This is a genomic window from Acinetobacter shaoyimingii (assembly GCF_011578045.1).
Lineage (GTDB): Bacteria > Pseudomonadota > Gammaproteobacteria > Pseudomonadales > Moraxellaceae > Acinetobacter > Acinetobacter shaoyimingii.
Genome location: NZ_CP049801.1, coordinates 162,872 through 186,784, shown reverse-complemented (window position 1 = coordinate 186,784; position 23,913 = coordinate 162,872). Strand labels below are relative to the sequence as shown.

At 38.0% G+C, this 23,913-nt stretch carries 25 protein-coding genes; 12 read left to right on the top strand and 13 right to left on the bottom strand.

Going from position 1 to position 23,913, the window contains the following annotated elements:
* Positions 1-86: 86 nt before the first annotated feature.
* The 7 genes from ftsZ to gshB all read right to left on the bottom strand — a co-directional run bounded on the left by ftsZ (position 87) and on the right by gshB (position 8,443).
* Positions 87-1,277, bottom strand: coding sequence for a cell division protein FtsZ (gene ftsZ / locus G8E00_RS00890; protein ID WP_166008831.1), 1,191 nt, complete (start codon positions 1,275-1,277; stop codon positions 87-89).
* 154 nt (positions 1,278-1,431) lie between these two features.
* Positions 1,432-2,697, bottom strand: coding sequence for a cell division protein FtsA (ftsA, locus tag G8E00_RS00885; RefSeq protein ID WP_171522180.1), 1,266 nt, complete (start codon positions 2,695-2,697; stop codon positions 1,432-1,434).
* A 59-nt stretch (positions 2,698-2,756) separates the two neighbouring features.
* Positions 2,757-3,611, bottom strand: coding sequence for a cell division protein FtsQ/DivIB (locus tag G8E00_RS00880; protein ID WP_166221368.1), 855 nt, complete (start codon positions 3,609-3,611; stop codon positions 2,757-2,759).
* Between the two features lie 3 nt (positions 3,612-3,614).
* Positions 3,615-4,544, bottom strand: a complete 930-nt coding sequence (locus G8E00_RS00875) for a D-alanine--D-alanine ligase (protein WP_166221366.1) — start codon at positions 4,542-4,544, stop codon at positions 3,615-3,617.
* Positions 4,545-4,602: 58 nt separating this feature from the next.
* Positions 4,603-6,051, bottom strand: coding sequence for a UDP-N-acetylmuramate--L-alanine ligase (gene murC, locus G8E00_RS00870; protein WP_166008835.1), 1,449 nt, complete (start codon positions 6,049-6,051; stop codon positions 4,603-4,605).
* A gap of 17 nt (positions 6,052-6,068) precedes the next feature.
* Positions 6,069-7,166: an undecaprenyldiphospho-muramoylpentapeptide beta-N-acetylglucosaminyltransferase gene (gene murG / locus G8E00_RS00865; protein WP_166221364.1), complete on the bottom strand. Its 1,098-nt coding sequence runs from the start codon at positions 7,164-7,166 to the stop codon at positions 6,069-6,071.
* Between the two features lie 329 nt (positions 7,167-7,495).
* On the bottom strand, positions 7,496-8,443 hold the full coding sequence (gshB, locus tag G8E00_RS00860; protein WP_166221362.1) for a glutathione synthase: 948 nt from the start codon (positions 8,441-8,443) through the stop codon (positions 7,496-7,498).
* A gap of 186 nt (positions 8,444-8,629) precedes the next feature.
* On the opposite strand from gshB, the gene G8E00_RS00855 reads away from it, so the two are divergent.
* Both G8E00_RS00855 and G8E00_RS00850 read left to right on the top strand, forming a co-directional pair.
* Positions 8,630-9,307 carry a class I SAM-dependent methyltransferase gene (locus tag G8E00_RS00855; RefSeq protein WP_166221360.1) on the top strand — a complete coding sequence of 226 codons (678 nt, stop codon included), beginning with the start codon at positions 8,630-8,632 and terminating at the stop codon, positions 9,305-9,307.
* Positions 9,304-10,017 (top strand): VanW family protein, encoded by a 714-nt coding sequence (locus tag G8E00_RS00850; RefSeq protein ID WP_166221358.1) that lies wholly within the window; start codon positions 9,304-9,306, stop codon positions 10,015-10,017. Before G8E00_RS00855 ends, G8E00_RS00850 begins: the two co-directional genes overlap by 4 nt.
* Positions 10,018-10,099: 82 nt before the next feature.
* Here the strand turns inward: G8E00_RS00850 and G8E00_RS00845 are convergent, their stop codons facing one another.
* Positions 10,100-10,615 (bottom strand): hypothetical protein, encoded by a 516-nt coding sequence (locus tag G8E00_RS00845; protein WP_166221356.1) that lies wholly within the window; start codon positions 10,613-10,615, stop codon positions 10,100-10,102.
* Positions 10,616-11,075: 460 nt separating this feature from the next.
* Between G8E00_RS00845 and G8E00_RS00840 the strand changes: the two genes are divergently transcribed.
* The 3 genes from G8E00_RS00840 (at position 11,076) to G8E00_RS00830 (ending at position 14,581) form a co-directional block, all read left to right on the top strand.
* Entirely contained in the window at positions 11,076-11,672 is a 597-nt protein-coding gene (locus tag G8E00_RS00840; RefSeq protein ID WP_227591169.1) for a hypothetical protein, read from the top strand.
* Positions 11,673-11,771: 99 nt separating this feature from the next.
* Positions 11,772-13,790 (top strand): acyltransferase family protein, encoded by a 2,019-nt coding sequence (locus G8E00_RS00835; protein ID WP_166221354.1) that lies wholly within the window; start codon positions 11,772-11,774, stop codon positions 13,788-13,790.
* Between the two features lie 365 nt (positions 13,791-14,155).
* Positions 14,156-14,581 (top strand): GNAT family N-acetyltransferase, encoded by a 426-nt coding sequence (locus G8E00_RS00830; RefSeq protein WP_166221352.1) that lies wholly within the window; start codon positions 14,156-14,158, stop codon positions 14,579-14,581.
* A gap of 194 nt (positions 14,582-14,775) precedes the next feature.
* Here the strand turns inward: G8E00_RS00830 and pyrE are convergent, their stop codons facing one another.
* Positions 14,776-15,426: an orotate phosphoribosyltransferase gene (gene pyrE, locus G8E00_RS00825; RefSeq protein WP_166008843.1), complete on the bottom strand. Its 651-nt coding sequence runs from the start codon at positions 15,424-15,426 to the stop codon at positions 14,776-14,778.
* A 42-nt stretch (positions 15,427-15,468) separates the two neighbouring features.
* Here pyrE and G8E00_RS00820 point away from each other — a divergent pair, with 42 nt between their 5' ends.
* Both G8E00_RS00820 and G8E00_RS00815 read left to right on the top strand, forming a co-directional pair.
* Complete coding sequence (locus G8E00_RS00820; protein ID WP_166226346.1) at positions 15,469-16,287, top strand: exodeoxyribonuclease III; 819 nt, start codon at positions 15,469-15,471, stop codon at positions 16,285-16,287.
* 562 nt (positions 16,288-16,849) lie between these two features.
* Positions 16,850-17,197, top strand: coding sequence for a Spx/MgsR family RNA polymerase-binding regulatory protein (locus tag G8E00_RS00815; RefSeq protein WP_166221350.1), 348 nt, complete (start codon positions 16,850-16,852; stop codon positions 17,195-17,197).
* A gap of 69 nt (positions 17,198-17,266) precedes the next feature.
* Here G8E00_RS00815 and G8E00_RS00810 read toward each other — a convergent pair whose 3' ends face one another.
* The gene (locus G8E00_RS00810; RefSeq protein WP_166221348.1) at positions 17,267-17,704 is read right to left on the bottom strand and encodes a DUF2147 domain-containing protein; all 438 of its coding nucleotides are present in this window, start codon (positions 17,702-17,704) and stop codon (positions 17,267-17,269) included.
* A gap of 151 nt (positions 17,705-17,855) precedes the next feature.
* Between G8E00_RS00810 and G8E00_RS00805 the strand changes: the two genes are divergently transcribed.
* Together G8E00_RS00805 and G8E00_RS00800 are read left to right on the top strand one after the other, a co-directional pair.
* Positions 17,856-18,770 (top strand): alpha/beta hydrolase, encoded by a 915-nt coding sequence (locus tag G8E00_RS00805; protein ID WP_166008846.1) that lies wholly within the window; start codon positions 17,856-17,858, stop codon positions 18,768-18,770.
* A 346-nt stretch (positions 18,771-19,116) separates the two neighbouring features.
* Complete coding sequence (locus G8E00_RS00800) at positions 19,117-19,722, top strand: GGDEF domain-containing protein (protein ID WP_166221346.1); 606 nt, start codon at positions 19,117-19,119, stop codon at positions 19,720-19,722.
* Positions 19,723-19,791: 69 nt separating this feature from the next.
* On the opposite strand, the gene G8E00_RS00795 is transcribed toward G8E00_RS00800, so the two are convergent.
* From G8E00_RS00795 to G8E00_RS00785, 3 genes are all read right to left on the bottom strand, one after another.
* Positions 19,792-20,571 carry a transporter gene (locus G8E00_RS00795; protein WP_166008848.1) on the bottom strand — a complete coding sequence of 260 codons (780 nt, stop codon included), beginning with the start codon at positions 20,569-20,571 and terminating at the stop codon, positions 19,792-19,794.
* Between the two features lie 14 nt (positions 20,572-20,585).
* Positions 20,586-21,128: an ankyrin repeat domain-containing protein gene (locus G8E00_RS00790; protein WP_166221344.1), complete on the bottom strand. Its 543-nt coding sequence runs from the start codon at positions 21,126-21,128 to the stop codon at positions 20,586-20,588.
* A gap of 182 nt (positions 21,129-21,310) precedes the next feature.
* Positions 21,311-21,670, bottom strand: a complete 360-nt coding sequence (locus G8E00_RS00785) for an HPF/RaiA family ribosome-associated protein (protein WP_166008850.1) — start codon at positions 21,668-21,670, stop codon at positions 21,311-21,313.
* A 242-nt stretch (positions 21,671-21,912) separates the two neighbouring features.
* On the opposite strand from G8E00_RS00785, the gene puuE reads away from it, so the two are divergent.
* From puuE to uraH, 3 genes are all read left to right on the top strand, one after another.
* Complete coding sequence (gene puuE / locus G8E00_RS00780) at positions 21,913-22,875, top strand: allantoinase PuuE (RefSeq protein ID WP_166221342.1); 963 nt, start codon at positions 21,913-21,915, stop codon at positions 22,873-22,875.
* A 140-nt stretch (positions 22,876-23,015) separates the two neighbouring features.
* Positions 23,016-23,519 carry a 2-oxo-4-hydroxy-4-carboxy-5-ureidoimidazoline decarboxylase gene (gene uraD / locus G8E00_RS00775; RefSeq protein ID WP_166226343.1) on the top strand — a complete coding sequence of 168 codons (504 nt, stop codon included), beginning with the start codon at positions 23,016-23,018 and terminating at the stop codon, positions 23,517-23,519.
* A complete protein-coding gene (uraH, locus tag G8E00_RS00770; protein ID WP_166221340.1) occupies positions 23,516-23,836 on the top strand; it encodes a hydroxyisourate hydrolase in 321 nt (106 codons plus the stop codon). Before uraD ends, uraH begins: the two co-directional genes overlap by 4 nt.
* Positions 23,837-23,913: the final 77 nt, after the last annotated feature.

The window sequence follows — 23,913 nt, the reverse complement described above, 5'->3', positions numbered from 1 at the left end:
CACATTTAGCCATTGATAAAAAAGAAAAAGGTAGCGCTTTTGCACTACCTTTTTTGATTTACGTTGAAAAAACAGCACATTAAGCTTTATTTACGTTGCTGATTTTTTAAGTATTCTTGAATGCTCATCGGTGCTGAACGTGGTGTTGAAGACGGCGCAGATGCTGGCGCATCAACGTTTTGTCGCTTGCTGATCGCAGGAACATCGTCTTCATCAACCACAGCATTGTTTGCTGGTTGCTGATAACTGTTTGAAGATGAACTTACTGGTGCACGACGTTTCACTTCTGCAGCGTCATTGGCATTACGTGTCAAACCTGTCGCAATAACAGTGACACGGATTTCATCACGTGCATCTTGATCAAATACAGTTCCGAAGAAGACTTCACCTTCATCCAGATCCACAATTTGATTGACAACATCAGTAATAATTTCAGTTTCACGTAAAGTAATATCAGCGCCACCAGTGATGTTAATCAACACACCTTTGGCATTCATAATATTTACGTTATCGAGTAATGGACTACGGATTGCAAGACGTGCAGCTTCTTCAGCACGGTCAGAACCACTGCTCTTACCTTCACCCATCATTGCATAACCACGCGTACTCATGGCAGTTTTCAAATCGGCGAAGTCAAGGTTAATGTGCCCTGGACGAACAACAAGATCAAAGATACTACGAACTGCGCTGAGTAATACATCATCCGCTTTACGATAAGCATCTTGCATTGAAATATCGCCATACACGCTGAGTAAGCGTTGATTTGGAATAATAATCAATGAATCAACATGTTGCTCTAAAGCTTCAATCCCTTTTTCAGCCGAACGTTGGCGACGACGACCTTCGAAGTTAAATGGAGTTGTCACTACACCGACAGTTAAAATACCCATTTCTTGAGCAATTTCTGCAACAACTGGCGCAGCACCTGTACCTGTACCACCACCCATACCAGCAGTCACAAAGACCATGTCCGCACCTTCAAGGTGTTGACGAATAAGCTCACGACTTTCTTCTGCAGCAATTTGTCCAACATCGGGGTTTGCACCAGCACCCAAACCACGCGTACTTTGCTGACCTAATTGGATTTTAAATGGTGCATTCATGCGATCTAAGGCTTGTTTATCTGTATTGGCACAGACAAATTTTACACCTTGGATATCTGACTGAACCATGTGCTGTACGGCATTACCACCACCGCCACCAACACCAAACACAGTAAAACGGGCTTGACCGTTGTTATCGGTTTGTTCATCTTCTAAAAATTCAAATGAAGCCATGACCTTAAAATTTCCTAATAAATATGGCAGTCACTTAAGCCCGTATACTGCCTTGATCTTCAAATTGTTTTAAGGATGCTTTGCATTACAGTTCTTGTCAAGCGCATCGCAGAACACTTGACAAGTTGCTAACAATATTCCCAAAAAAATATACCTAAAAAATGCCTTTCAACTTGTTATTTAAAGCATTCCAACCATTCATTACACGCTCTAAGACTGGGCGCTTACCTTGTTCTTCTGGTTCTTCTACCGACTCTTGTAAATCGCTTTGGCTGAATAAAAGAAGCCCTGAAGCAGTTGCATACATTGAACGGCGTAATGCAGGTAAATATTTGTCATCTGCATAGACTTTTAAAGGCGGGTTGCCCAAATGAGCGGATACACCCAATATACGACGTGCAAAAGTGACCATGCCTTCAATTTGACACACATCGCCACTCAAAACTACCCCGTGATACAAACTTTGAAGTGCTCCACGTTGTTCGAGCTCATCTCTCACCATGCCTAGAATTTCTTCATAACGCGCAATAATGATTTCTGACAACTCGATACGGCTAATGGATTGTGGTCCATCAATCGCTTCAAACTCTATAATATGATCTGGTTTCACTTGATGTAAATCGACACAACCATAAAGCAGTTTTAAACGCTCAGCTTCTTCCGTTGTGGTTTGCAATACAGCAGCAATATCTCGAGTGACATTTTCACCACCACGTTGGATGGTATGTGCCAAAACAAGATGCCCTTCTATATATACTGCGATATTGGTTGTACCTGCACCAATATCAAGTAAACATACGCCATATTCTTTTTCGTCTTTCAATAATGCACCTTCAGCTGTCGCCAAACATGACACCACCATTTTTTCGACAAAAATATTTGCACCTTTCATGGCACGATCAAGGTTTTGCATGGTGCTAATGGGTAGCATCATCAATTGATAATGTGCGGTCATACTGTTGGCAGACAAATTGATGGGGTTATGTACCCATTCCGTTGCATCATCGAGTTCAAATCCCAATGGGACTGCACTTGCCAAATAATGATCTGATGTCATATGACTGGCTTTGGCCAATTCTAATGCACGAACAACTTCAGTGGTTGTAATGGTTCGCTCTGGATTAGAGATAGGTGTTCGTCCGGTTGCATAGTAGCTTTGTAGTTCTGTACTCGGAATAGAGACCCAGGCAGAATGTACACGGCATTCAGCCATATCTTCTGCTTCTTGAACGGCATTTTTAATTGCAGTGATGACTTTTTCAAGACTGACAATTTTGCCTTTATTCATGCCTCGATTGCGTGCGGTAGCCATGCCAATGACCTGAATATTGTCAGGTGCATGTACTTTACCAATAAGAACTGAAACTTTATGCGTCCCAATGTCTATTGCAACAACTGAAGGAACAGCCTCACTCATCATTCACTACCATTTTCTTCATTGTTTGTATGTGGCGTAATGCCTCTTTATCAAGCCACGTATTATGGCTTTGTAACTGCATTATCTGCAATGTTTATATTATCCTTGGTTACAACAAACTGACCATTTATTATCTTTAAAGGTGCAGAATTTTTCCATTGTATCGCAAGTCCATTACGATAACGCAAATCTACGCCAGAAACATTCGGCCAAACCGATTTTAAATCTGTTTGAGCTAAATGACTTAAGCGCTGCAACTTATGCATTGTTTGATCTTGATCGACAATAATACGCAATCCTGAATCAAACTGCATGAACCATGTTCGACGTTCTGTTAAATACAATTCTTTCAAACGCAAGTTGACTGGGTGAAACAATTGATTAATTTCATTGTAACGGCGCATCATGATTTTAGACTGATCGACAGGACCATGTAACATTGGTAAGTTAGCATGATTCTTAGGGGTCGCTTCAGTAAAAATATCACCTTCATCACTCAGAAGTCGTCCAGAACCCCAGCGTGCAATCGGTTGCCTTGGGATTACTCTTACACGAATTCCATTTGGCCACGCACGCGAAACCACCACGTGATCGACCCATGAAACTTCCAAAGTGCGATCACGGATCATTTCCAGATCTGAAGTGAAGTAATTATCTTTGACGACACTGGATAAATGACGTTGAAGCTGCTCACGTTCTTGACTTGAATCTATGCCCACCACTTCCAGCGTTGCAACTTTTGCATCTGTAATGACCTTATACAGGCCATAAACCCCCGCAAATAGTACACAAAAAGCCACGATAAGCAGAAACCACCCACCCGTATTGATGAGTTTCTCTTTACGAGAAGGCGGCTTATCATGTATCGATGTGATGGCTGCACGTTTACGGCGCATTGAAGCTGGAAGTTGAGCCATAGATTAGTGTGTTTCTTTCGCTAAAGTTTGTTCTAAAATCGCCACACAAAGCTCATCAAAGCTATATCCGACTGCTTTGGCTGCTTTTGGTACCAGCGAGTGACTGGTCATCCCTGGTACAGTATTGACCTCAAGCAACCAGAAACGACCTTGTTCATCTTGCATCGCATCAATACGACCCCAACCACTTGCACCTACGGCTTGGAAGGCACGTAAGCATAATTGTTGTAGATTTTTTTCTTCCGCCTCATCTAAACCACAAGGGATGCCATATTCGACATCATTACGATTGTATTTGGCTTCGTAATCATAAAATGCGACATCTGCTGGAGGCTGTAGACGAATCACCGGCAATGGTTGACCATTTAAAAATGAAATGGTGAATTCACGTCCTGTAATCCATTTTTCCGCCATCACCACTGCATCATGTTCAGTTGCTTTGGCAATGGCCTGAGCCAAGTCTTCAGCCTTTTCAACCTTACTCATACCAACGCTTGAACCTTCATGAACAGGTTTGATGATCAATGGCAAACCTAAGCTTGCAACCACCTCATCCAAATTGGTCTCTTGGCTTACGATACGATAAGGTGCAGTCGGTAAATCAGAACCTTGCCAAATTTGCTTGGTTTTAACTTTGTCCATACCAATGGCTGAGCCCTGAACACCCGTACCTGTGTATGGAATATTCATCCACTCAAGCGCACCTTGGATTTGTCCATCTTCTCCACCACGACCATGCAATACAATAAATGCACGATCATAGCTTATAAGTTCAGTCACGCTACGTTGTTGTGGGTCAAAACCTTCGGCATTAACCCCTGCACGTAATAATGCTTCAAGTACAGCGTTACCACTATCTAATGACACCTCACGCTCTGCAGATTTACCACCAAGCAATACAGCAACTTTGCCGAATTTAGAAGCATTTGACACGTTTATATCCTTAAACTTATAAAAGTTAGTCACTTGAACGAATAATCACACACAGCAATTATTTTATATACAGTTTATTCTGAGCCAATTCTACTGAAATTGCTCCCACGTTACCTGCACCTTGCGTTAATAACAAGTCGTTTGCTTGTAACACTTTTTGGAGCGTAGCTTCCAGATTACCTTCGACTGGATCAATCAAAATCGGTTCAATTTCCCCACGTAAACGCAAACTACGCGCTAATGTTCGACTGTCCGCACCAACAATCGGTTTTTCACCTGCTGAATACACTTCTAAAAGCAACAGTTGGTCTACTTGAGACAATACATCAACGAAATCATCGAAACAATCACGAGTACGGCTATAACGATGCGGTTGGAACATCATCACTAAACGACGATCCGGATGGCTGGCACGTGCCGCTTTAATTGTTGCTTCAACTTCTTTCGGATGGTGACCATAATCATCCACCAATTTCACTGTACCCTCGCCCAATTCAAACTCACCTTGAATTTGGAAACGACGACCAACGCCACTGAAGCTTTCTAATGCGCGGGCAATTGCAGCATCTGAAACACCCTCATCCGTTGCCACACCAATTGCTGCCAAAGCATTTAAGATATTGTGTAGACCTGGCATATTAATGGTCAGTGATAAAGGCTCACGACCTTTACGCAATACCGTAAAGTGTGATTGCATGCCTTCTTGCTTTACATCGACCGCACGAATGTCATTATCTTCATTAAAACCATAGGTTAAAACTGGACGACCAATACGTGGCATGATTTCACGAATGTTCGCATCATCCCCACACACTACAGCCAAACCGTAAAATGGTAATTTTTGCAAAAATTGAACAAAGGTATCTTTTAAGGTATCGAAGCTACCGCCATAGGTATCCATATGATCGGCATCAATATTGGTGACAATCGCTGCCATTGGCTCTAAATATAAGAATGAAGCATCCGACTCATCTGCCTCTGCTACAATAAAGCGACTCGCACCCAATGCAGCATTGACACCAGAACGATTCAACAAACCACCAATCACATAGGTAGGATCGAGGTTTTCTTCTGCCAACATACAGGTCACTAAACTTGTCGTTGTGGTTTTACCATGCGTACCTGCTACAGCAATACCGTGACGGTAACGCATCAACTCACCGAGCATTTCTGCACGACGTACAACAGGAATACGGTTTTCAATCGCTGCTTTGATTTCTAGGTTTTCAGTATCGATGGCTGTTGAAACCACAAGTACATTGGCATTGACAATATTTTCAGCAGCATGACCGATATAAACCTGAATACCATTCTCTTCAAGCTGTTGTGTGGTTTTAGAGGCTTTAATGTCTGAACCTGAAACTTTGTAGCCTTGGTTTTTGAGCACTTCAGCAATACCACACATCCCTGCACCACCAATACCCACAAAATGGATATGCTTAATACGGCGCATTTCTGGGATCTTAATCAGGTTTTTTGCTTTATCAGCTGGGCTTGATGGAGACATAATTTACTCTAAAAAACTTACAAATCTTTAATTAACTCAACCACTTGCTTTGTTGCATTCGGTTGAGCGTGTTGACGAGCTTTAACTGCCATTTCCATTAACAACTGTCTGTTCATTAATGGAACTAATATTTGACTCAGCGAATCTGGTGTCATACCTGGTTGCGGACAAATTTTTGCAGCATTGATATTAGCTAAAAACTTCGCATTCGCTGTTTGATGGTCATCCACCGCAGTTGGAAGTGGAATAAAAACTGCAGCAACACCAGCTGTCGCAACTTCGGTCACCGTTAATGCCCCTGCACGACAAATAATCAGATCCGCGTTGCTATAGGCTTCAGCCATATTTTCAATAAACGGTTGCACATTCACATGCATATTGGCAGGTGCATCAGCATATAAAGCTTGCGTTTTTTCCTGATGATTTTGACCACATTGGTGATACACGTTCATCGCAACATTCAGTTTTTTTAATGCTTCTGGTACGCATGTATTCAAAGCCTGCGCACCTAAAGACCCACCGACAATTAAGATATTGAGCGTTGCATTTGTTGCTTGACGCTCTTGATATCGAAATGAAGGGTTAAAAATTTCGGTGATTTCTGCACGTACAGGATTACCTGTGGTGATAATTTTACCACTGGCTGGGAAAGTATTTGGGAAAGCCTGACAAACAATTTTAGCAATACGTGAAAGCTGAGTATTGGTAAAACCTGCAACTGCATTTTGCTCATGAACAATAATAGGAATACCAAGCACACGGGCAGCCAGACCACCTGGGCCTGCAACATAACCACCAAAGCCAGCAACGGCATCTACTTTCAATGCTTTCATGTAACGCATTGCAATCCATGTTGCTTTTAAAATTTTAAATGGTGCTGCAAGTTTACGGATTAAACCATTACCACGGACACCCTGAATATCAATTTGATAGATTGGAATATCATGTTGTTGTAATAATCGATTTTCCATTCCTGTAGGCGTTGCTAACCAAGACACTTGGCAACCTTCTTGTTGCAATTGTTTGGCTACAGCTAACGCTGGGAAAACATGCCCACCGGTTCCAGCGGCCATCATCATGACATGTTTAGGTGTTTTTTGTGGGGTATGAGTCACTGTCTAATTCTTCAATTCAAATAGATATTAACGTATTTTCCAAAGAGCAATTGTAATCACAAACACCTACTGGGAAAAGTTTATTTACTTTTTTTCACCAAACGTTTCATTGTTTTTTTCCACTGATTTTTAAGTTTAAACTACTTTTGTTATTAATCGGGAAAATAATGCACAAAATATCATAATACAATCGATATTTTTACAGTGACATTCAAATAAAAAAGAGTGCTTATTTTCATAAACACCCTTTTTAAAATACTAGGCTTTATAAATACGCCCTGATTCAAAATAGCCATCTGACAAAAATTATATATGAGATGTTTTCGGCGTTATTTTTGAGCTAGACCTTGCTCTAAAACATCAAATAAGTCATCCGCAATTGAAGTTCCAAATTGAGTATCAATTTCACGAATACAGGTTGGACTGGTGACATTAATTTCAGTGACATAATCTCCAATCACATCGAGTCCGACAAAGACCAAACCTTTCTCTTTTAAAATTGGACCGACTTTAGCAGCAATGGCTTTGTCATTTTCAGTCAGTGGTCGTGCTTCACCTAAACCACCTGCAGCCAAATTCCCACGCACTTCACCATTTTGTGGAATCCGCGCTAAACAATAAGGCACTGGCTCTCCATTGATCATCAGAATGCGTTTATCACCATCGACAATTTCTGGGATATAACGCTGCGCCATAATCGGTTGTGTACCATTATTGGTCAAAATTTCAATGGTTGACCCGATATTTACACCATCTTGGTATAAACGGAAGATTCCCATTCCACCCATACCATCAAGTGGTTTCACAATCACATCACCATGTTCTTTTAAAAATTCGCGAATCAGACTTTGTTGTGAAGTCACTAAAGTCGGTACTTGAAGTTCTGGGAACTGGGTTGCAAAGAGTTTTTCATTGCAGTCACGAAGGCTTTGCGGTTTGTTAATAATCCAAGCCCCTTCACGTTCTGCCTGCTCCAAAATATAGGTGGTGTAGACAAAGTTCATATCGAAAGGCGGGTCTTTACGCATTAACACGACGTCATATGCAGCAATAAATTCTTTACGTTTTTCCCCCAACTCAAAATAATAGTTGTAATCTTCAAACACTTTTAGCGGAGAAATCAAACCAAACGCTTTGCCTTGATCGATATACAGATCTTGTTGTAATGCATATCCAAGTTCATGACCACGACGTGAAGCAGCCCATAGCATTGCCATAGTTGAGTCTTTTTTGAGATTTACATTTTCGATGGGATCCATCACAACAAGTACGCGCATATGCCTTTCTCAATCTTTTAAATAAAACTAATTATAGCTGAGATTATGGTGAGATTTGGTAAGAAAATTTGTCTCACTTTTGCTAAAAATTTGCTAGATTATTCAAAATGATAGATAAAGGAAAAAGAATAAATTAAGATAAAATCTATAAAATTCAAATGAAATAAAAATAAAGATGAGTGACATATGAGCACGGAACAGATCAAAGAATACTACGACGAACTTGCAGCACACTACGATGAAAATCGTTTTCAAAATGCCTATGGTCAATATATTGATCGGCAAGAACGTGATTTTCTAGATCGCACTTTAAAAAGTGTCTCCCCTACTCAATGCTTAGATTTAGGTTGTGGTACGGGGCGTTTACTGGATTATGCCGATTATGGTGTCGATTTTAGTGAAGAGATGCTCAAAGTTGCTCAACAAAAATACCCACATAAAACACTGCTCCAAGGCGAGTTAACCCAAATTCCTTTTGAAGATTCAAAATTTGAGGTTATTTTTTCTTTTCACGTCATCATGCATCAAGACATGGAAACAACGAAAAAATTTGTAGAACATGCCCACCAAAAACTCAAACAAGGTGGCAAGTTAATTTTTGATTTTCCATCTCAAAAACGTAGAAAGCAGGTTAAGCACCAACAACACAACTGGCATGCAGCCAATCAAATCAGCATCTCTGATATTGAAAAAATGCTCACGGCTCAATGGAAGCTTAAGTTTTATCAAGGTTTTCTATTTTTTCCGATTCATCGTATTCCCACTCGTTTTCGTCCATTGTTTTTAAATATCGATACCCTGTTGTGTCGTTCTCCCTTAAAAGAATACGCCTCTTATTTAGTCGTGATTTTGGAGAAACAATGAAAAAATACATACCGCAGCGAGCCAAACTCAAATACCAACTTTATAAACGTTATTGGCGGGAACATATTCAAAATCATCACCTCTTTGCATCAAAGCAATATGTCAAACATACACATTCTAATGTGATATTTCCCTTTCAAATTTCAACCGAACAACAAATTAAAGCCAGTTCATTCTTTGAAAATAAAACAGCCAACATTGATCTGTGTATTCAATATATTGATGGTTTAATCGTCCCCCCAAACCATATTTTCTCTTTTTGGCATTTAGTTCCAGAGCCATCCATTCAAAATGGTTTTAAGCAAGGTCGAAATATTATCAATGGAGCGATTGGGGAAGAAATTGGCGGTGGGATCTGCCAAGTGTCGTGCATTTTATATATCACAGCGTTAAAAGCTGGCTTAAAGATCATCGAACGGCATGCCCACTCTGTAGACATTTATCAAGAGCATGAACGGTTTACGCCCTTAGGGAGTGATGCCACGATCGTATACGCTTATAAAGATTTGCAGTTTAAGAATATATTCGATTTTCCCATTCAAATTAATTTGCGACGTAAACACGATGTCCTCATTGCTCAATTTTCTTTTCAGAACAAAATATTAGAAAAAAATATTCATTTTTCTGTGGAGCTCAGAGATCAAATTAAATACGTGATCACCCATTCTGATTTAGATCAGATTAATCTCAGTATTTATAAAGTTTTATGACATCCGATTCTAAGTGAGTTGCACTCTTCCTTATGCAGGTTCTATTGTTATAGCCAAAGATCAAATGGATGTTTAAGAAGACTTATGCATCAGGCTTTTGTTCTACTTCAATCTCAAATCTATCTTCAATTAAATCTTTGATCTCATTTGGATCTAAAGGTAATCCGAGCACAACTTTACAGCCAGCATCACTAAAATTATTTTTACAAAAGGTCACTTCCGACAAAATTGAAATAGGTCGACCAATATAAAAATCTGACTCCTTCAAAACCTCACAGAAGGTCTCTGCATAATGCTGTTCCAAATAGCCAATGTGGATATCTTCAATCAGGACTTTAACCACAAATTGATATGCATCCTGCTCAGAAGCTTTTTCACGCTGTAGCATGGCCTTTTTAAAGACCTGTTGTGTGGATTGCTTCAGCATTAAAGTGTTGATCAATTTAAAATGTGCCGATTTCGACATGATGACGCGAACATTAAATGCAGGTTCAGATTTAAGCACGTAAGGATGGTCACGAAAATGTAAATCGCGTTCAATTTGATAACGTTGCCAACGGCGTTGATCTACGTTCTTGATCGTAACAATGCATATCACTGCTATGATCACCATTAACACCAATATATACATTACGATCTAAACCCAAACAACAGCATAGAAATGAAATAAGGAGCATAAAAGCTCCCTATTATTAAAAACTTAATATGTCCCAGTATCTTATTTTACACCATAATTTTGCGGTTGAGTGCAGCGCGATAAAATGCAACTTAAAACAGGTTTATTTCTCATTCAATACATATGCATCTTTAGCGGATTTTTCCATTTAATTTTTAAGTTCATCATTGGCTTTATACTCATTTAATTGAAAATAATATCCTCACAAGTCTTACACTATTCAAAATATACGCTTATTATTAATCTGTACAAAAAAATAGAATAATCCATAAACAATGATGCCAAGGTCAGCAAGCAAGATACATTTATAGAAATTTTTCCAAATGTTTACCTACTCAAAACAAGCATACGGTTAAGTCCATTGTTACAAATGAATCGAAACATGGTCGTTGTACGTGATGGACAGGATTTAATCATCATTAACGCAGTACGATTAAATGATGAAAATTTGCAATACTTAAACCAGTTAGGCGTGGTCAAGCATGTGATACGATTGGGTGATTTCCATGGCTTAGATGATCAATATTACCTTGACACTTTTAGCGCCAATTTTTGGAGTCAGGAACAGCATCAAACATATCCTGAATTAGTTCCAAATAAAATTATAGATACGGATGTAATGCCTCCGATCAAAAATAGTCAATTTTTTATTTTCAAATCGGCCAAGTTTCCCGAATCTGTTTTGCTTTTAAAAGAATATAAATTGTTGATTACGACAGATAGTATTCAATATTGGAATCATTGGGGGCATACCAGTTTTCTAAGCAAAATCATTTTATTTGTTATGGGATTTCGCTTAGGATTTTTTATTGGAAAACCATGGCTCAAAAGAGTTTCTTCACATCAAAATAGTTTAAAAGATGATTTTCAAAAATTATTAGCCTTGGATTTCACAAGTTTAGTTGCCGCTCACGGAGATGTATTAAAAGATGAGGCAAAAATTATGTTAAAAGGAGTTCTTTCTCAAACTTTTGAATAAATTCGATATTAATTTCATTATTTTTAAATAAAATAATTTTTTACCCATGCCTATAAATACAATATGATTCAAATACTTAAATTTTAATTATATGACAATATGGGATTATCAACGCTAAAAAATAAGCCTTCTAACACACAGTATTTTAGACCTGAAATACAAGGAATAAGATTGCTAGGCGCACTGTTGGTTGCATGTTTTCATATCTGGGGAAATGGCGTTTCTGGTGGTGTTGATGTTTTCTTTGTGATATCTGGCTATTTTCTTGGTTATAGTAAACTGAATCGCATCCGTCAATCAGAAAAATTTAGTGCGCATAATCATATTCAACGCTTTATTCAAAGAACAATTCCTGAAGTTATACTTGTTCTTTTATTTTGTTTTATTACAACGATCTTTATTCTCTCTCCAGTAAGTTGGAAAAATAATTTCAGCCATATCGTTGCTAGTGCGATTTATTTAGAAAATTACTGGCTGATTATCCGATCGAGTGATTATTTAGCACGAAATGAAAGTGTAAGCTTAGTCCAACATTTCTGGGCGATTTCAATCATTGCTCAGGTCTATGTCAGCTGGATTATCATCGTTAAACTGTCCAAATTTGGTGCCAATTTATTTAAGCTTAACCTGACCTTCTGTATGGTCGCTTTATTATCAATATTGTCTTTATGTTCATTTTGCTGGGGAATTTATTTTACATTTACTCAACCAGAAGCCGCCTACTTTGATCTCTTTTCTCGTTACTGGCAGTTTGCTGTTGGCGCAATCGCTGCTTTGGCTACAGCTAAAATTGCAAAATCTAGCACTGTTTTGGTTTCAATTGGATTTGCCCTGATTGTCTCTTGTGGATTTGTAGTTGGATCAGCATTTAAATTTCCCGGTTTTGCTGCACTATGGCCTGTTGCTGGTGCAATTTTAGTTTTGGTTTTTGCGCGAGGTCTTCAATCCAATTTAATCACAATTTTAAGTCACCCTTGGATTGTAAAAGGTGGTTTTTTGGGCTTTGGCGTTTATCTCTGGCACTGGCCTCTTTATATATTATATCTGCGAGTAACCAACAAGAATCCTGACATTCTTTCAGGGATAATCATTATCTGTTTGTCCTTCATTTTGGCTTGGTTGTCTTCAAAGATCACGTTACTTTTTTCAATTCATTCTCAAAATATCCAAAAGAAATCTCAAATTTTAGTATTTGGCTTATTTACGATCGCATTATGTAGCTTAATTTCTGAAAAAACAATTTCAAAATTTCCTGCCTTTGCAGATAAGGTTATGAGTCATTTTTATACAAGTAATATTATTCCTGGACCCTTATCAAAATCTTTAAATAGACCTGAAAGTAGTGTTCTTGGTTGTTTTATTGGCAAAGATGAAGCCGATATAAAAACATGTATTTTTAATGAAGATGGTAAAAACGGTTCGATTTATTTAGTGGGAGGTTCTCATGCCGATCATTGGTTACCGGCTTTACAGGAAATTATGCAAGAGAAAGACTTTAAAATTTATACATCAACAAAAGGTTCATGTACTTTTGCCAATACACAAGAGCGTTTTTTAGTTGAGAGAAATTTCAATGAATCGTGTATTGAATGGAATAATCAAGTCATGGCTGATATTCTAAAAACCAAGCCTAATTTGGTCATCGCAATTGGCACACGCATATTTAAAAATGCTGAAACTCCTTCGAACTTCAATGCTCAATCAACAACAGCGGTTAAAACGAACTCTACCATCATTGAAATGATACCTCCTGCTTATCTGAGCAACTTTAAAATTTTAAAAAACCATGGTATTGAGGTGTTAGCAATTCGGGATAACCCAGATATGAGCCGAAATATTCCAGATTGTGTCCATCAGCTGAATTATCAAGAAAGTGATTGCATTCAATTAAGGGAGGATAATTTGGATGATCAAGCATTTATTCAGCAGAAAAAAGCGGTAGAAGATTGGTTATATATTGCTGATCCAACTCCACACTATTGTGATGAAAAATATTGTTTTGCGGTGAAAGATAATATTATGATTTATCGTGATGCAGATCATTTGACTGTGGAATATGCGAAGACCTTAGCGCCTTGGTTAGACCACCAATTGAAGGCGGTTCATTTTTATCAATAATTGAAACTCAAGTGGTTTATATAGCTCAACTGCAAAAAGGCACGATGCTTCGATCATCGTGCTTTTAAAATGTTATTTCGTACCACGTATTAAAGTATTTCTTTAAAATGAAGCACAAGTGAGGGCTAGGGAGAGATTATTTTTTGATTTACGAAAAAAGTCAATAATTCATCAAATTATTGATTTAATATGAACATAACTATTAAGAAATAATATGCTTAACCAAAAACTACTATGATGGTGAACTGTAAATTATATAAAAATATGCTTGATTAAACGATGTTTACCTAGTCTGCCTAATTTACATTTAGCTAAATGCAGGCGATTTTACCATATAGAATTTGCTCATTATTTAAGGATATCCTATGCTTCAAAAAGCGTCTAAAATTGATTTTCCTATCCTTATTGATATTTGGGAAAGAACCGTCAGAGCTACCCATGACTTCTTACCTGAAGAGGAAATTGACAACTTAAAACCTTTAATTCTTCATGAATATTTTCTTCATGTATTACTTCATAAATACATTCAGGATGGACAAATCGTAGGTTTTATAGGAACAAGTAGTAATAACATAGAAATGTTGCTCATTGATCCTGACTTTCGGTCTCAAGGAATTGGACGGGTTCTTACTCATTTTGCAATTAAGGAATTAAACATTAAGCATGTAGATGTTAATGAGCAAAATCTTCAAGCACTTGGATTTTACAAAAAACTAGGGTTTAACGTTGCAAAGAGATCTGAATTAGATGGTCAGGGTAAACCCTATCCAATTTTGCATTTAAAAATTTAGTTGTTCTAAAAACTATAGAATAAAGTTTATTAAAAAAATAAATTATTATTTTAAATCAAAAACTTATCAACAAATTTATAGACATTTGCACCAATAGAGCTAACCTAGTGATTTCTAATGTTCCACAAAACCTGAAAATAATCTTTAAACAAAAAAGGAAGCTTCCGCTTCCTTCTTTAGATCTTTAAATAATCTTAGATACCATACTTCACACGATAATCTTCCATTTTCGCTAAAGCGTCTTTCTCACCTTTAGCCTCTAAATAGTTCATCAAATCTTTCATGGTAATTAAGGCATGCACAGGAATCTCTAGTTCTTTTTGCACTTCCTGAATCGCAGACAACTCGCCCTGACCTTTTTCCTGACGATCTAGCGCTACCAACACACCCGCAATTTTTGCACCGGCATTTTTCAAGATAGTGACTACTTCACGAATCGCTGTGCCCGCGGTAATCACATCATCAATAATCCAGACTTTTTTACCTTCAACCGAAGCACCGACTAAAACACCACCTTCGCCGTGATCTTTCGCTTCTTTACGGTTAAAACCCCAAGGCACACTCACGCCATGATTTTGCGATAAAGCAACAGCGGTTGCCGCCACAAATGGAATACCTTTATAAGCAGGTCCAAAAATCACATCAACATTTTCACATTGTGTTAGTTTATCTGCATAACCTGAAGCCAAGAGTGATAAGGCTTCACCGTCATTGAGTAAACCTGCATTAAAAAAATAAGGACTCACACGACCCGATTTTAAAGTAAACTCACCAAATTTAAGCACACCGCGTGATAATGCAAGTTCGATAAAATCTTGAGGGTTAAATTGAGCTGGCGATGTCATAAGGTGCTCCAAAATTCATTATGAGAGAGGTAAGACTTGCGCATGATACCAAAGAGTAGCTATCCAAGTGATCAAAAAATTCTAAGAGTCGTATCAATTAACGTAAATGGTCTACGTTCATCGGTAACAAAAGGCTTACTTGAATGGTTAGAACAATCAGAGGCCGATGTCGTGTGCATGCAGGAAAGTCGCATTACTCATGAGCAATGGACCGATAAATTCAAACCTGAAGGTTGGTATACACACTTATTCCCTGCTGAACGTGCAGGCTATGCAGGCACGGCCATTTATAGCCGTCTACCTTTTATATCGGTGACTGATGGTTTAGGTTTTGAACTTGCAGACAGCCAAGGTCGTTTTATTTCAGCAGAATTCGATTTAGGTTTAGGAAAATCTGCACATATTTGTTCACTGTATTTACCTTCAGGTTCATCGGGTGATGAAGCGCAAGCTCGCAAAGACCACTTCTTAGAAGAATATACAAAAATTTTAAAACAATGGCGTGATGAAGATAAATCGGTCATTGTCTGCGGTGATTACAACATCGTACATAAACGCATTGATATTAAAAACTGGTCAGGTAACCAAAAATCTTCGGGTTGTTTACCTCATGAACGTGCATGGCTTGATCATATTTATGATGACTTAGGTTATGTCGATACCTTCCGTGAAGTGCGTAAAGAAGCTGAAGTTTATTCTTGGTGGTCAAATCGAGGACAGGCACGTGCGAAGAACGTAGGTTGGCGGATTGATTATCATGCCTGCTCTCCCGACTGGAAAGACCGTACCGTCAATGCTTGGGTGTATAAAGACAATTGGTACAGTGATCATGCACCAGTGATTATTGACTATAAATTATAAGCAAATAATTGCTCAATCAGTGTACAACTGTATACTGAATGTGCGCTAATTACTCACAGCACTTGTCGAGTTTACTGATTTTTATTTAACAGACAAGCGTGCATTATTGTGGCACGGCACAGGGACATTGTCAGGATGACAACATAGGGACAGGAAGCCGTAGGATGAAAAGAAAATAAAGTGATTTTATTTTCGCATGGATGACAGACATTGGACGTTGCACAGAGACCCGCATAATCAGGATGATATAATGCGGGTTTTCTCTTTTATAGACTTTATTTTGTCAAAGCCAGTATGACTCAATACGCTGCCATTCCTTGTTTTGATCCAAATAAAACCACTCACACTCATCCAATGATGCTCAATGCTCTCTTCATTGAAACAATCAAATTCGCTTAATTAATGATAACTATAAGATATAAGACACTCATTACTTAATCATTTTTTCAGAAAAGTATTTATCGAATCATCATTTTATTATTACATCTAAATTAAGACTTCGAGCCTTGATTAATTTTTGTTAATCTCTGTTGAACGAAGAAGATATTTATTTGGAATACAAATGCTCAAAATTTATGGTATTAAAAATTGCAATTCAATGAAAAAAGCTTTTGATTTACTGGATCAACTCGGCTTGAAATACGAATTCCACGATTATAAAAAGCAAGCGATTGATGCAACAACAGTAAAAAACTGGCTTGACCAAGCAGGAGCTGAAGTTATTCTGAATAAGAAAGGAACAACGTGGAAAAAACTCAGTCCTGAAGAACAGATGCAAGCCACATCCAATGAAGAGCAACTCGTTGAGGCACTCATCCAACATACCAGCATGATCAAACGTCCTGTTTTAGACACAGGAAAAGGACTGATCGTTGGTTTTGATGAAAATGCATATAAGGCATTGGTTTAAATCAGTAGCGACCCCATTGAAAAAGCCTAGTGAAATCACTAGGCTTTTTTATCGGCTTATCAAATTCGATTAGTTCGCACGTACCCAAGTTTGGTTACGGCCTATTGCAGCAACACCAATGTAGCCACGTAATTCTAATTTTTTGCCATCCGCTGAGATCGCCCCTTTTAACTTATATGTTTTATTGTTTTTAGGGTCTAGGATTGTTCCACCCGCATAACTCCCATTACCAGAGCTTTTTAGACCTTTAACAATTGTTACACCTTTCAGCGGTTTATTTTGATAAAAACCTTCACATTTGGTACAAGCATTTTCTTCACCAGATGTTAAAACTGACTGGATACTTGCATTCAATGATCCATCTTTTTGCTCAGTAAATTTAACCAAAGCTTTCGGTTGCTTTGTCTTATCATCAATTGTTTTCCATACTGTTCCATTCAATGGATCAGCTGCATTGGCTAAAATTGATGTCACTGCTAATCCTAGAGCCAGCGCTAATTTTTTCATTGTTTTCAAATCCCTTATAAAAATTCATTTATAGTATTAAAAATACACAACAAATATGCAATCTATGAGTATGACTATTTAGTGTAAGCTCATAAATAATGTGAGTAAGTTGATTAAAAAATCAAAAAAACCTACCCAATACGGAAAAACCATGAAGATAAATCCACTATTTAAACAATATATTACAGAATCATTGTTAAAAACTAGCCTTCGTTTTCCCAGTCGTCTGAATCTTCCACCTACTGCTGTACGCATCGCACTTGAACAGCTCACCAAAATTTTGCCTTTGGCAAAAAATGTCCAAATTCGGCCATTACGCATAGCGGGTATTCGTGCTGAAGAAATTAAGCCTCAACCTGAAACAACACAGATGATTTTTCATATTCATGGTGGTGCTTTTTTCTTAGGTTCGCTGAAAACACATCGTGCATTTATGACGCAAATTGCTGTACGTACACAAATGCAAGTCCTACACATTGAATATCCGCTTTCACCTGAGAGCCGTTATCCTGATGCAAGTGATGCGATCTATGACGTTTATCAAATGCTTTTAGATCAAGGCATTCAACCTAAAGATATCATCCTGTCAGGTGATTCTTGTGGCGCGAATTTAGCACTGGCTTTGGCATTAAGATTAAAAGATGAAGACCCTAAGCAATTACCAAGTGGTTTAATTCTAATGTCACCTTTTTTAGATTTAACCCTCACCAGTGAATCATTACGCTATAACCAAAAGCATGATGCACTGTTATCTATCGAGGCTTTAGAGACAGGCATTGGCTACTATGTTCCTAAAAATGTTGATGTTTCAATTCCAGCAATATCTCCAATCTTTGGGGACTTTAAAGGATTACCCCCAACACTTGTACAGGTCGGCTCTAAAGAAATCTTATTGGATGATGCCACTCGTTTTGCAGATAAAGCCAAAGATGCCGATGTTGATGTGACTTATAAGTTATACACTGGCATGTGGCATAACTTTCAAATGTTTAGCGCTTGGTTTGATGAAGCCAAACAAGCTCTCTCCGATATTGCTGAATTTGCACATAAATTAGATGTCACTTAAAACTCTAAGCGTTTTAAATGACCGCTAAAATTTTTTTCAATTGTTCCCATTTTTAAGATTGAATACCAGACAACACTGACATAGGAAATCGTCAGTGTTCTCCTTTCATGCCTCATTTTTTTATTCTCGCCCCTAGAATAAATCATAGAAAAAATTTCAATACGCTTGTATAAAATTTGATTAATTTCAAATTTAAGTAGCAATTATGCGCCACGCATCACATTAAAATATTTTTATATTTCAATATTTTATACAATTTATAAATTGAATCTAAAGCTTATTATTGCTATGCTTTTAATTGAAAAAAACAATGATACAAAAAAGAATCAAATAGGCGGTTGTACGAATGAGAACCAAAATCTACTCCGAAAGAAAACGTAAGATTTACTCCTTCTTTAAAGACATTATCCATCATAGTTTCTTATCGCCATTTCTGTTTAAAAAACCCAAAGCAGATTTGCTCGAAATGGATCCTCTAACAGGTCTATACAATCAATTTGCGATCAATAGATACTTAAAAGAACTCACCCCAAATATGAGTTGTCACTATGCGATCGTGCTTTTAAATTTGGATAATTACGTAGAAGTGCAATCAAAATACGGAATTAAAGCAGCGCAGAAATCTTTGATTAAAACAGCGTCCATTTTGACAAAAAATATTCGTGACACTGATCTGGTGGGACGTTTTGGAGAACATGAATTTATTCTAATTCTCTATAACATTGATTTAGAACATGCAAATCAAGTGGCTAAACGTTGCTTAGATCTGATTCAAAATGACATCGTTCATTTCAATGTAAAATCAATTCCGTTACAAGCCAGTGGTGGCGTATCTGTTTCGGCACAAGACTTGGTTAGCGATAAAGTGCTTCAACAAGCAGATCAAGCCTTATTTTTAGCAAAATCGAGTGGTTATAATCAATTGCGTGATCAAACTGCAATATTTACTTAAGTGATGATCAGCCCCAAATTCCCAATAAAAAAGCGGTCAAATGACCGCTTTTTTATTTTTTCTATACACTTAGAATAAATAAGAGATTCCAAGACCGCCGTTATAGCTCTTATTTGAACCTTGTAAATCGACCCCAATACTTGCATCAAGTTGGGCACGGTCACTCAATGCATAAATTAAACCTGAACCTAGACCATATTCATAATCTTGACTTTCAGCTTTACGATACACAAGTTGTGAATAGCCTGATAATGGACCTGCGATTTTATAACCCAAGGTTGGCACTGCGGTCACAGCCCAATCACTGTTCTGAACTTCGTATTTCATGGTGATGCCTGTGGTCAGGCCTTCGCTGTACTTGTAGTTCACAGATGAAGCGAGCATATAAATATCATCATGGGCAGTAAAACCATCATTGCCTGTAGCAATTAAAGCTTGTGCTAAAACAGCCATGGTCAATTTATCGTCTTTTAAGTCAATCGATTTTTTTAGACCAATCGTGACATCACCAAGACCATCATCTTCAAAATGCTGTCCTTGGAAGCGAGTTTTACTCCATGCGGGCCCATCCCAACCAAGACGTAATTCTAGACCGTCCATTAAGCCTGTACGTAAAAGCATATCCGCTTTTAAGCTGGTTTGATTGCCCTTATCTCCAGTCAAAGTTCTGAACTCTTGATACTGTGCAGTTGGTAAAGCTTGTTCCCATGCCAATCGCCCAACAGGGGTAGTTGTGGTACTAAAACCATCCCCAGGGCGGTCAAACTCAAAATCTGCTGCCATACTGTACATGCTATGCATGCTTGCAGTGACAGCGAATACTAATGTTGTTTTTTTCAATATTGTCATGAGAACACTCAAATTTAAGTTATTTCTTTGGTCATTTTAGCACCACGACTACGTAATAGTTCTAACGTATCTTTTTCTTCAGGTAATGCCTGTGACCAATCAATCTTATCAAAATCACAGTCGAAAAATAAATCACTTATAGACGTAAGGATAGTTTTACCCTCTTCATCTTTGGTATTTGGATCAACATTTTCATCAAGCAAGCGCTTTACAGCGGGTGCACATGCAGCACTTGCAGCATCCCAAAGAGGTCCATAACATTCTTCTGCATCCCATAAATGGAAATTGGCTTTAGCTTGAATCAAAGCGTCTAAAATATCTAAATGGATTTGTAAGTCTTTTTGTTTCTGTTCTTCACTGAGTGGTTGCTCTGCTTCATGCGCTTCACAAATCTTTTCCCACCATTGAAACAAAGTATCCGACCATACCGATACCGCAGGTCCTTTTTCAGGATCGATAAAATTTGGATCAAGACCATCTGCCAACAGGCGTTGAACCTGAGCAATATCAAGTTCTTCTAAGGCCTGTAAAAACACTTGTTGTTGAGCTGTTAGCATGTCTTTGTCTCACTAAATATTAGATTGATATTATGCCTAAAATTCATCAGTTTTTTTTATTGTATTGATCATAAACATAAATTTTAATTTATAAAAGCGTCAGATATTGTCCAATCTAAAAAAGTAAATAAAAGTTTGATGCTATACAAAACAAAAAAGCCCCTCAAGGGGCTTTTTTTAAATCATGCTTCATCTACATCAGCATCAGCCAGCTCTAATGGCCCACCACGCGGGTTATCTTTTTTCTCAAAAGCATGTTTTAAACTTCGTTTCAAACGGTCAATTGCACCATGAATCGCTGTGTCTAGGTTATGACCTCTATGATTGACCACCACAGGCTTAAGTCCTGCAGGTCTTGCCTCGATCATACAACGAATATCATCGGCACCACCCTTTTCACCATTTTCATCGCTCAAATGCACAGAAAAATGGGTGATTTTCTCTGTATGGCGTTGAAATTCTGCACTTAGTTCTGCACGTACATACTCGATTAAACGCTCACTATTTTGAATATTTTTATCTGTACGGATTTCAATGTTCATAAATATCATCCTCTTTTCTATATTTGAATCATTTTTGTGCAAAACTTCTATCTTGGCACGTTTGTCGCTTGCTTTTATCTCGGTTCGAACATCTTCAATTTCTTTTGGAATTTATTCCTCCGTTTTGAATGATGAACACTATTTTTGAGTCTTCAGAATGGTGTTCTTATACTTTGAATATCGGACTTAACTCGAAAATTTGCAAGTAGTATTTTTAAAAAGTGATCAAAAGGATACCCATTGTGACAAGTACTTACTTACGTGGTCAGGAACTGATAGACGCGATCCAAAATGCACCATATTCACGCGATTTAATTGGCTATCATGGTCAACCTGTGCATCCAAAGTGGCCAAATGGTGCACGTATTGCCGTTCAATTTGTACTGAACTATGAAGAAGGTGGAGAAAATCACATCGAACATGGCGATGCAAGTTCTGAACAATTTTTATCAGAAATCATTGGTGCAGCCAGTTTTAATGACAAACATATGTCGATGGATTCGATGTACGAATATGGGTCACGTGCAGGTTTTTGGCGCATTCACAATGAATTTAAATCGCGTCAGTTACCCATGACTATTTTTGGTGTCGGGATGGCTTTGGTGCGTAACCCGTACGTGGTCGAAGCTATACAAGAAGCAAATTATGATGTGGTCTCGCATGGTCAGCGCTGGCTTCATTATCAACACATGGACATAGAAACAGAACGCCAACATATGGATCAAGCCATCAGTGTATTAGAAACCCTCTTTGGTCATGCTCCAATTGGTTGGTACACAGGGCGAGATAGTCCAAACACGCGACAACTTTTGGCGGAATTTCCTCAAATTCAATATGACTCAGATTACTATGGCGATGACCTGCCTTTTTGGACAACGCTGACCAATACACAAGGTGAATCACGTCCACATTTGATTATTCCTTATACCTTAGACACGAATGATATGAAGTTCAGCTCACCAGGTGGTTTTAATCATGCAGATCAGTTTTATCAGTATCTAAAAGATGCCTTTGATGTGCTGTATGCAGAAGGTGATACGAGTCCGAAAATGCTGTCTATCGGCATGCATTGCCGTCTTTTAGGGCGTCCAGCTCGCTTTAAAGCCCTACAAAAGTTTTTAGACTATGTTCAATCGCATGAAAAAGTTTGGATTTGTCGTCGTGGCGATATTGCACAGCATTGGTATGAACATTTTCCTCCTTAAAACGACGCTCTAAATCTTCAATAAAGAGAACATTTTACTGTTCTCTTTTTTTGTGCATTTTCATCTAAATATTCAAATAAAGCTGAATTGGCACTGATCTTGCAAATTTATCTCATAAATTCAATTTTGAGATGTTTACCTTGTTGCTGTCCGAATTTAATCAAAACAATGAAAGTGAAATCAAAAGCTTACTCAAACAATGTGTTCATATAGAGCGCTGGGCGACTGAGATTGATCAACGTCGACCTTTTGATTCTAAAGAAGAATTGCTTGCCTATGCTTCAGAACAAACCAAGTCTTGGACTTGGGATGAAATTTTAGCTGCATTAAATACCCACCCTCGCATTGGTGAGAAAAAAGCAAAAGTAGCATTGAGTGAAAAAGAACAAGTTTTTTCAGATCGTGAACAAAGTGCCTTGAGCCAAGACGAAGAAACTTTAGTTGCGATTTATGAAGGCAATGTCGCGTATGAAAAAAAATATGGCTACATCTTTCTGATCAAAGCATCAGGTTTAAGCAGTGAAGAGATTTTAACGGCGTTGAAATACCGCTTAGCCAATGATCCAGAAATTGAAAAAAGAATCGTTCATCAACAACTTTTAGAAATTGCCTTACTGCGATTATCACAGGAGGTCCAAGCATGATCAGTACACATATTTTAGATACCCATTTAGGCAAACCTGCAGCCAATGTCACCATTCGCTTATACAACGCTCAAGGTCAATGTCTGGCGACCTCACAAACCAATGATGATGGTCGTATCAGTGACTTTGGTTTATCTAAATTTGTAGTCGGTGATTACAGTCTTGAATTTGAAATTGCTGAATATTTTCATCGTTTAAATACCCAGACCTTTTTCCCTAAAGCAGTCATTCATTTTAGCGTTAAGGATGCCCAACAGCATTATCACATTCCTTTATTGATCAGCCCTTATGCCTATTCGACCTATAGAGGCAGTTGATGCAAACGCTAAATCAGGCATTTTTATAGATAAGTTATTTACAAGAGTAATTAAAACAAAAGATTGAGGGAATAAAC

What these genes read in the sequence shown, in the direction of transcription:
- ftsZ (WP_166008831.1), bottom strand. Translation starts at nt 1,277, where the DNA reads ATGGCTTCATTTGAATTTTTAGAAGATGAACAAACCGATAACAACGGT.
- ftsA (WP_171522180.1), bottom strand. Translation starts at nt 2,697, where the DNA reads ATGATGAGTGAGGCTGTTCCTTCAGTTGTTGCAATAGACATTGGGACG.
- G8E00_RS00880 (WP_166221368.1), bottom strand. Translation starts at nt 3,611, where the DNA reads ATGGCTCAACTTCCAGCTTCAATGCGCCGTAAACGTGCAGCCATCACA.
- murC (WP_166008835.1), bottom strand. Translation starts at nt 6,051, where the DNA reads ATGTCTCCATCAAGCCCAGCTGATAAAGCAAAAAACCTGATTAAGATC.
- gshB (WP_166221362.1), bottom strand. Translation starts at nt 8,443, where the DNA reads ATGCGCGTACTTGTTGTGATGGATCCCATCGAAAATGTAAATCTCAAA.
- G8E00_RS00855 (WP_166221360.1), top strand. Translation starts at nt 8,630, where the DNA reads ATGAGCACGGAACAGATCAAAGAATACTACGACGAACTTGCAGCACAC.
- G8E00_RS00850 (WP_166221358.1), top strand. Translation starts at nt 9,304, where the DNA reads ATGAAAAAATACATACCGCAGCGAGCCAAACTCAAATACCAACTTTAT.
- G8E00_RS00840 (WP_227591169.1), top strand. Translation starts at nt 11,076, where the DNA reads ATGGTCGTTGTACGTGATGGACAGGATTTAATCATCATTAACGCAGTA.
- G8E00_RS00835 (WP_166221354.1), top strand. Translation starts at nt 11,772, where the DNA reads ATGGGATTATCAACGCTAAAAAATAAGCCTTCTAACACACAGTATTTT.
- G8E00_RS00830 (WP_166221352.1), top strand. Translation starts at nt 14,156, where the DNA reads ATGCTTCAAAAAGCGTCTAAAATTGATTTTCCTATCCTTATTGATATT.
- pyrE (WP_166008843.1), bottom strand. Translation starts at nt 15,426, where the DNA reads ATGACATCGCCAGCTCAATTTAACCCTCAAGATTTTATCGAACTTGCA.
- G8E00_RS00820 (WP_166226346.1), top strand. Translation starts at nt 15,469, where the DNA reads ATGATACCAAAGAGTAGCTATCCAAGTGATCAAAAAATTCTAAGAGTC.
- G8E00_RS00815 (WP_166221350.1), top strand. Translation starts at nt 16,850, where the DNA reads ATGCTCAAAATTTATGGTATTAAAAATTGCAATTCAATGAAAAAAGCT.
- G8E00_RS00810 (WP_166221348.1), bottom strand. Translation starts at nt 17,704, where the DNA reads ATGAAAAAATTAGCGCTGGCTCTAGGATTAGCAGTGACATCAATTTTA.
- G8E00_RS00805 (WP_166008846.1), top strand. Translation starts at nt 17,856, where the DNA reads ATGAAGATAAATCCACTATTTAAACAATATATTACAGAATCATTGTTA.
- G8E00_RS00800 (WP_166221346.1), top strand. Translation starts at nt 19,117, where the DNA reads ATGAGAACCAAAATCTACTCCGAAAGAAAACGTAAGATTTACTCCTTC.
- G8E00_RS00795 (WP_166008848.1), bottom strand. Translation starts at nt 20,571, where the DNA reads ATGACAATATTGAAAAAAACAACATTAGTATTCGCTGTCACTGCAAGC.
- G8E00_RS00790 (WP_166221344.1), bottom strand. Translation starts at nt 21,128, where the DNA reads ATGCTAACAGCTCAACAACAAGTGTTTTTACAGGCCTTAGAAGAACTT.
- G8E00_RS00785 (WP_166008850.1), bottom strand. Translation starts at nt 21,670, where the DNA reads ATGAACATTGAAATCCGTACAGATAAAAATATTCAAAATAGTGAGCGT.
- uraH (WP_166221340.1), top strand. Translation starts at nt 23,516, where the DNA reads ATGATCAGTACACATATTTTAGATACCCATTTAGGCAAACCTGCAGCC.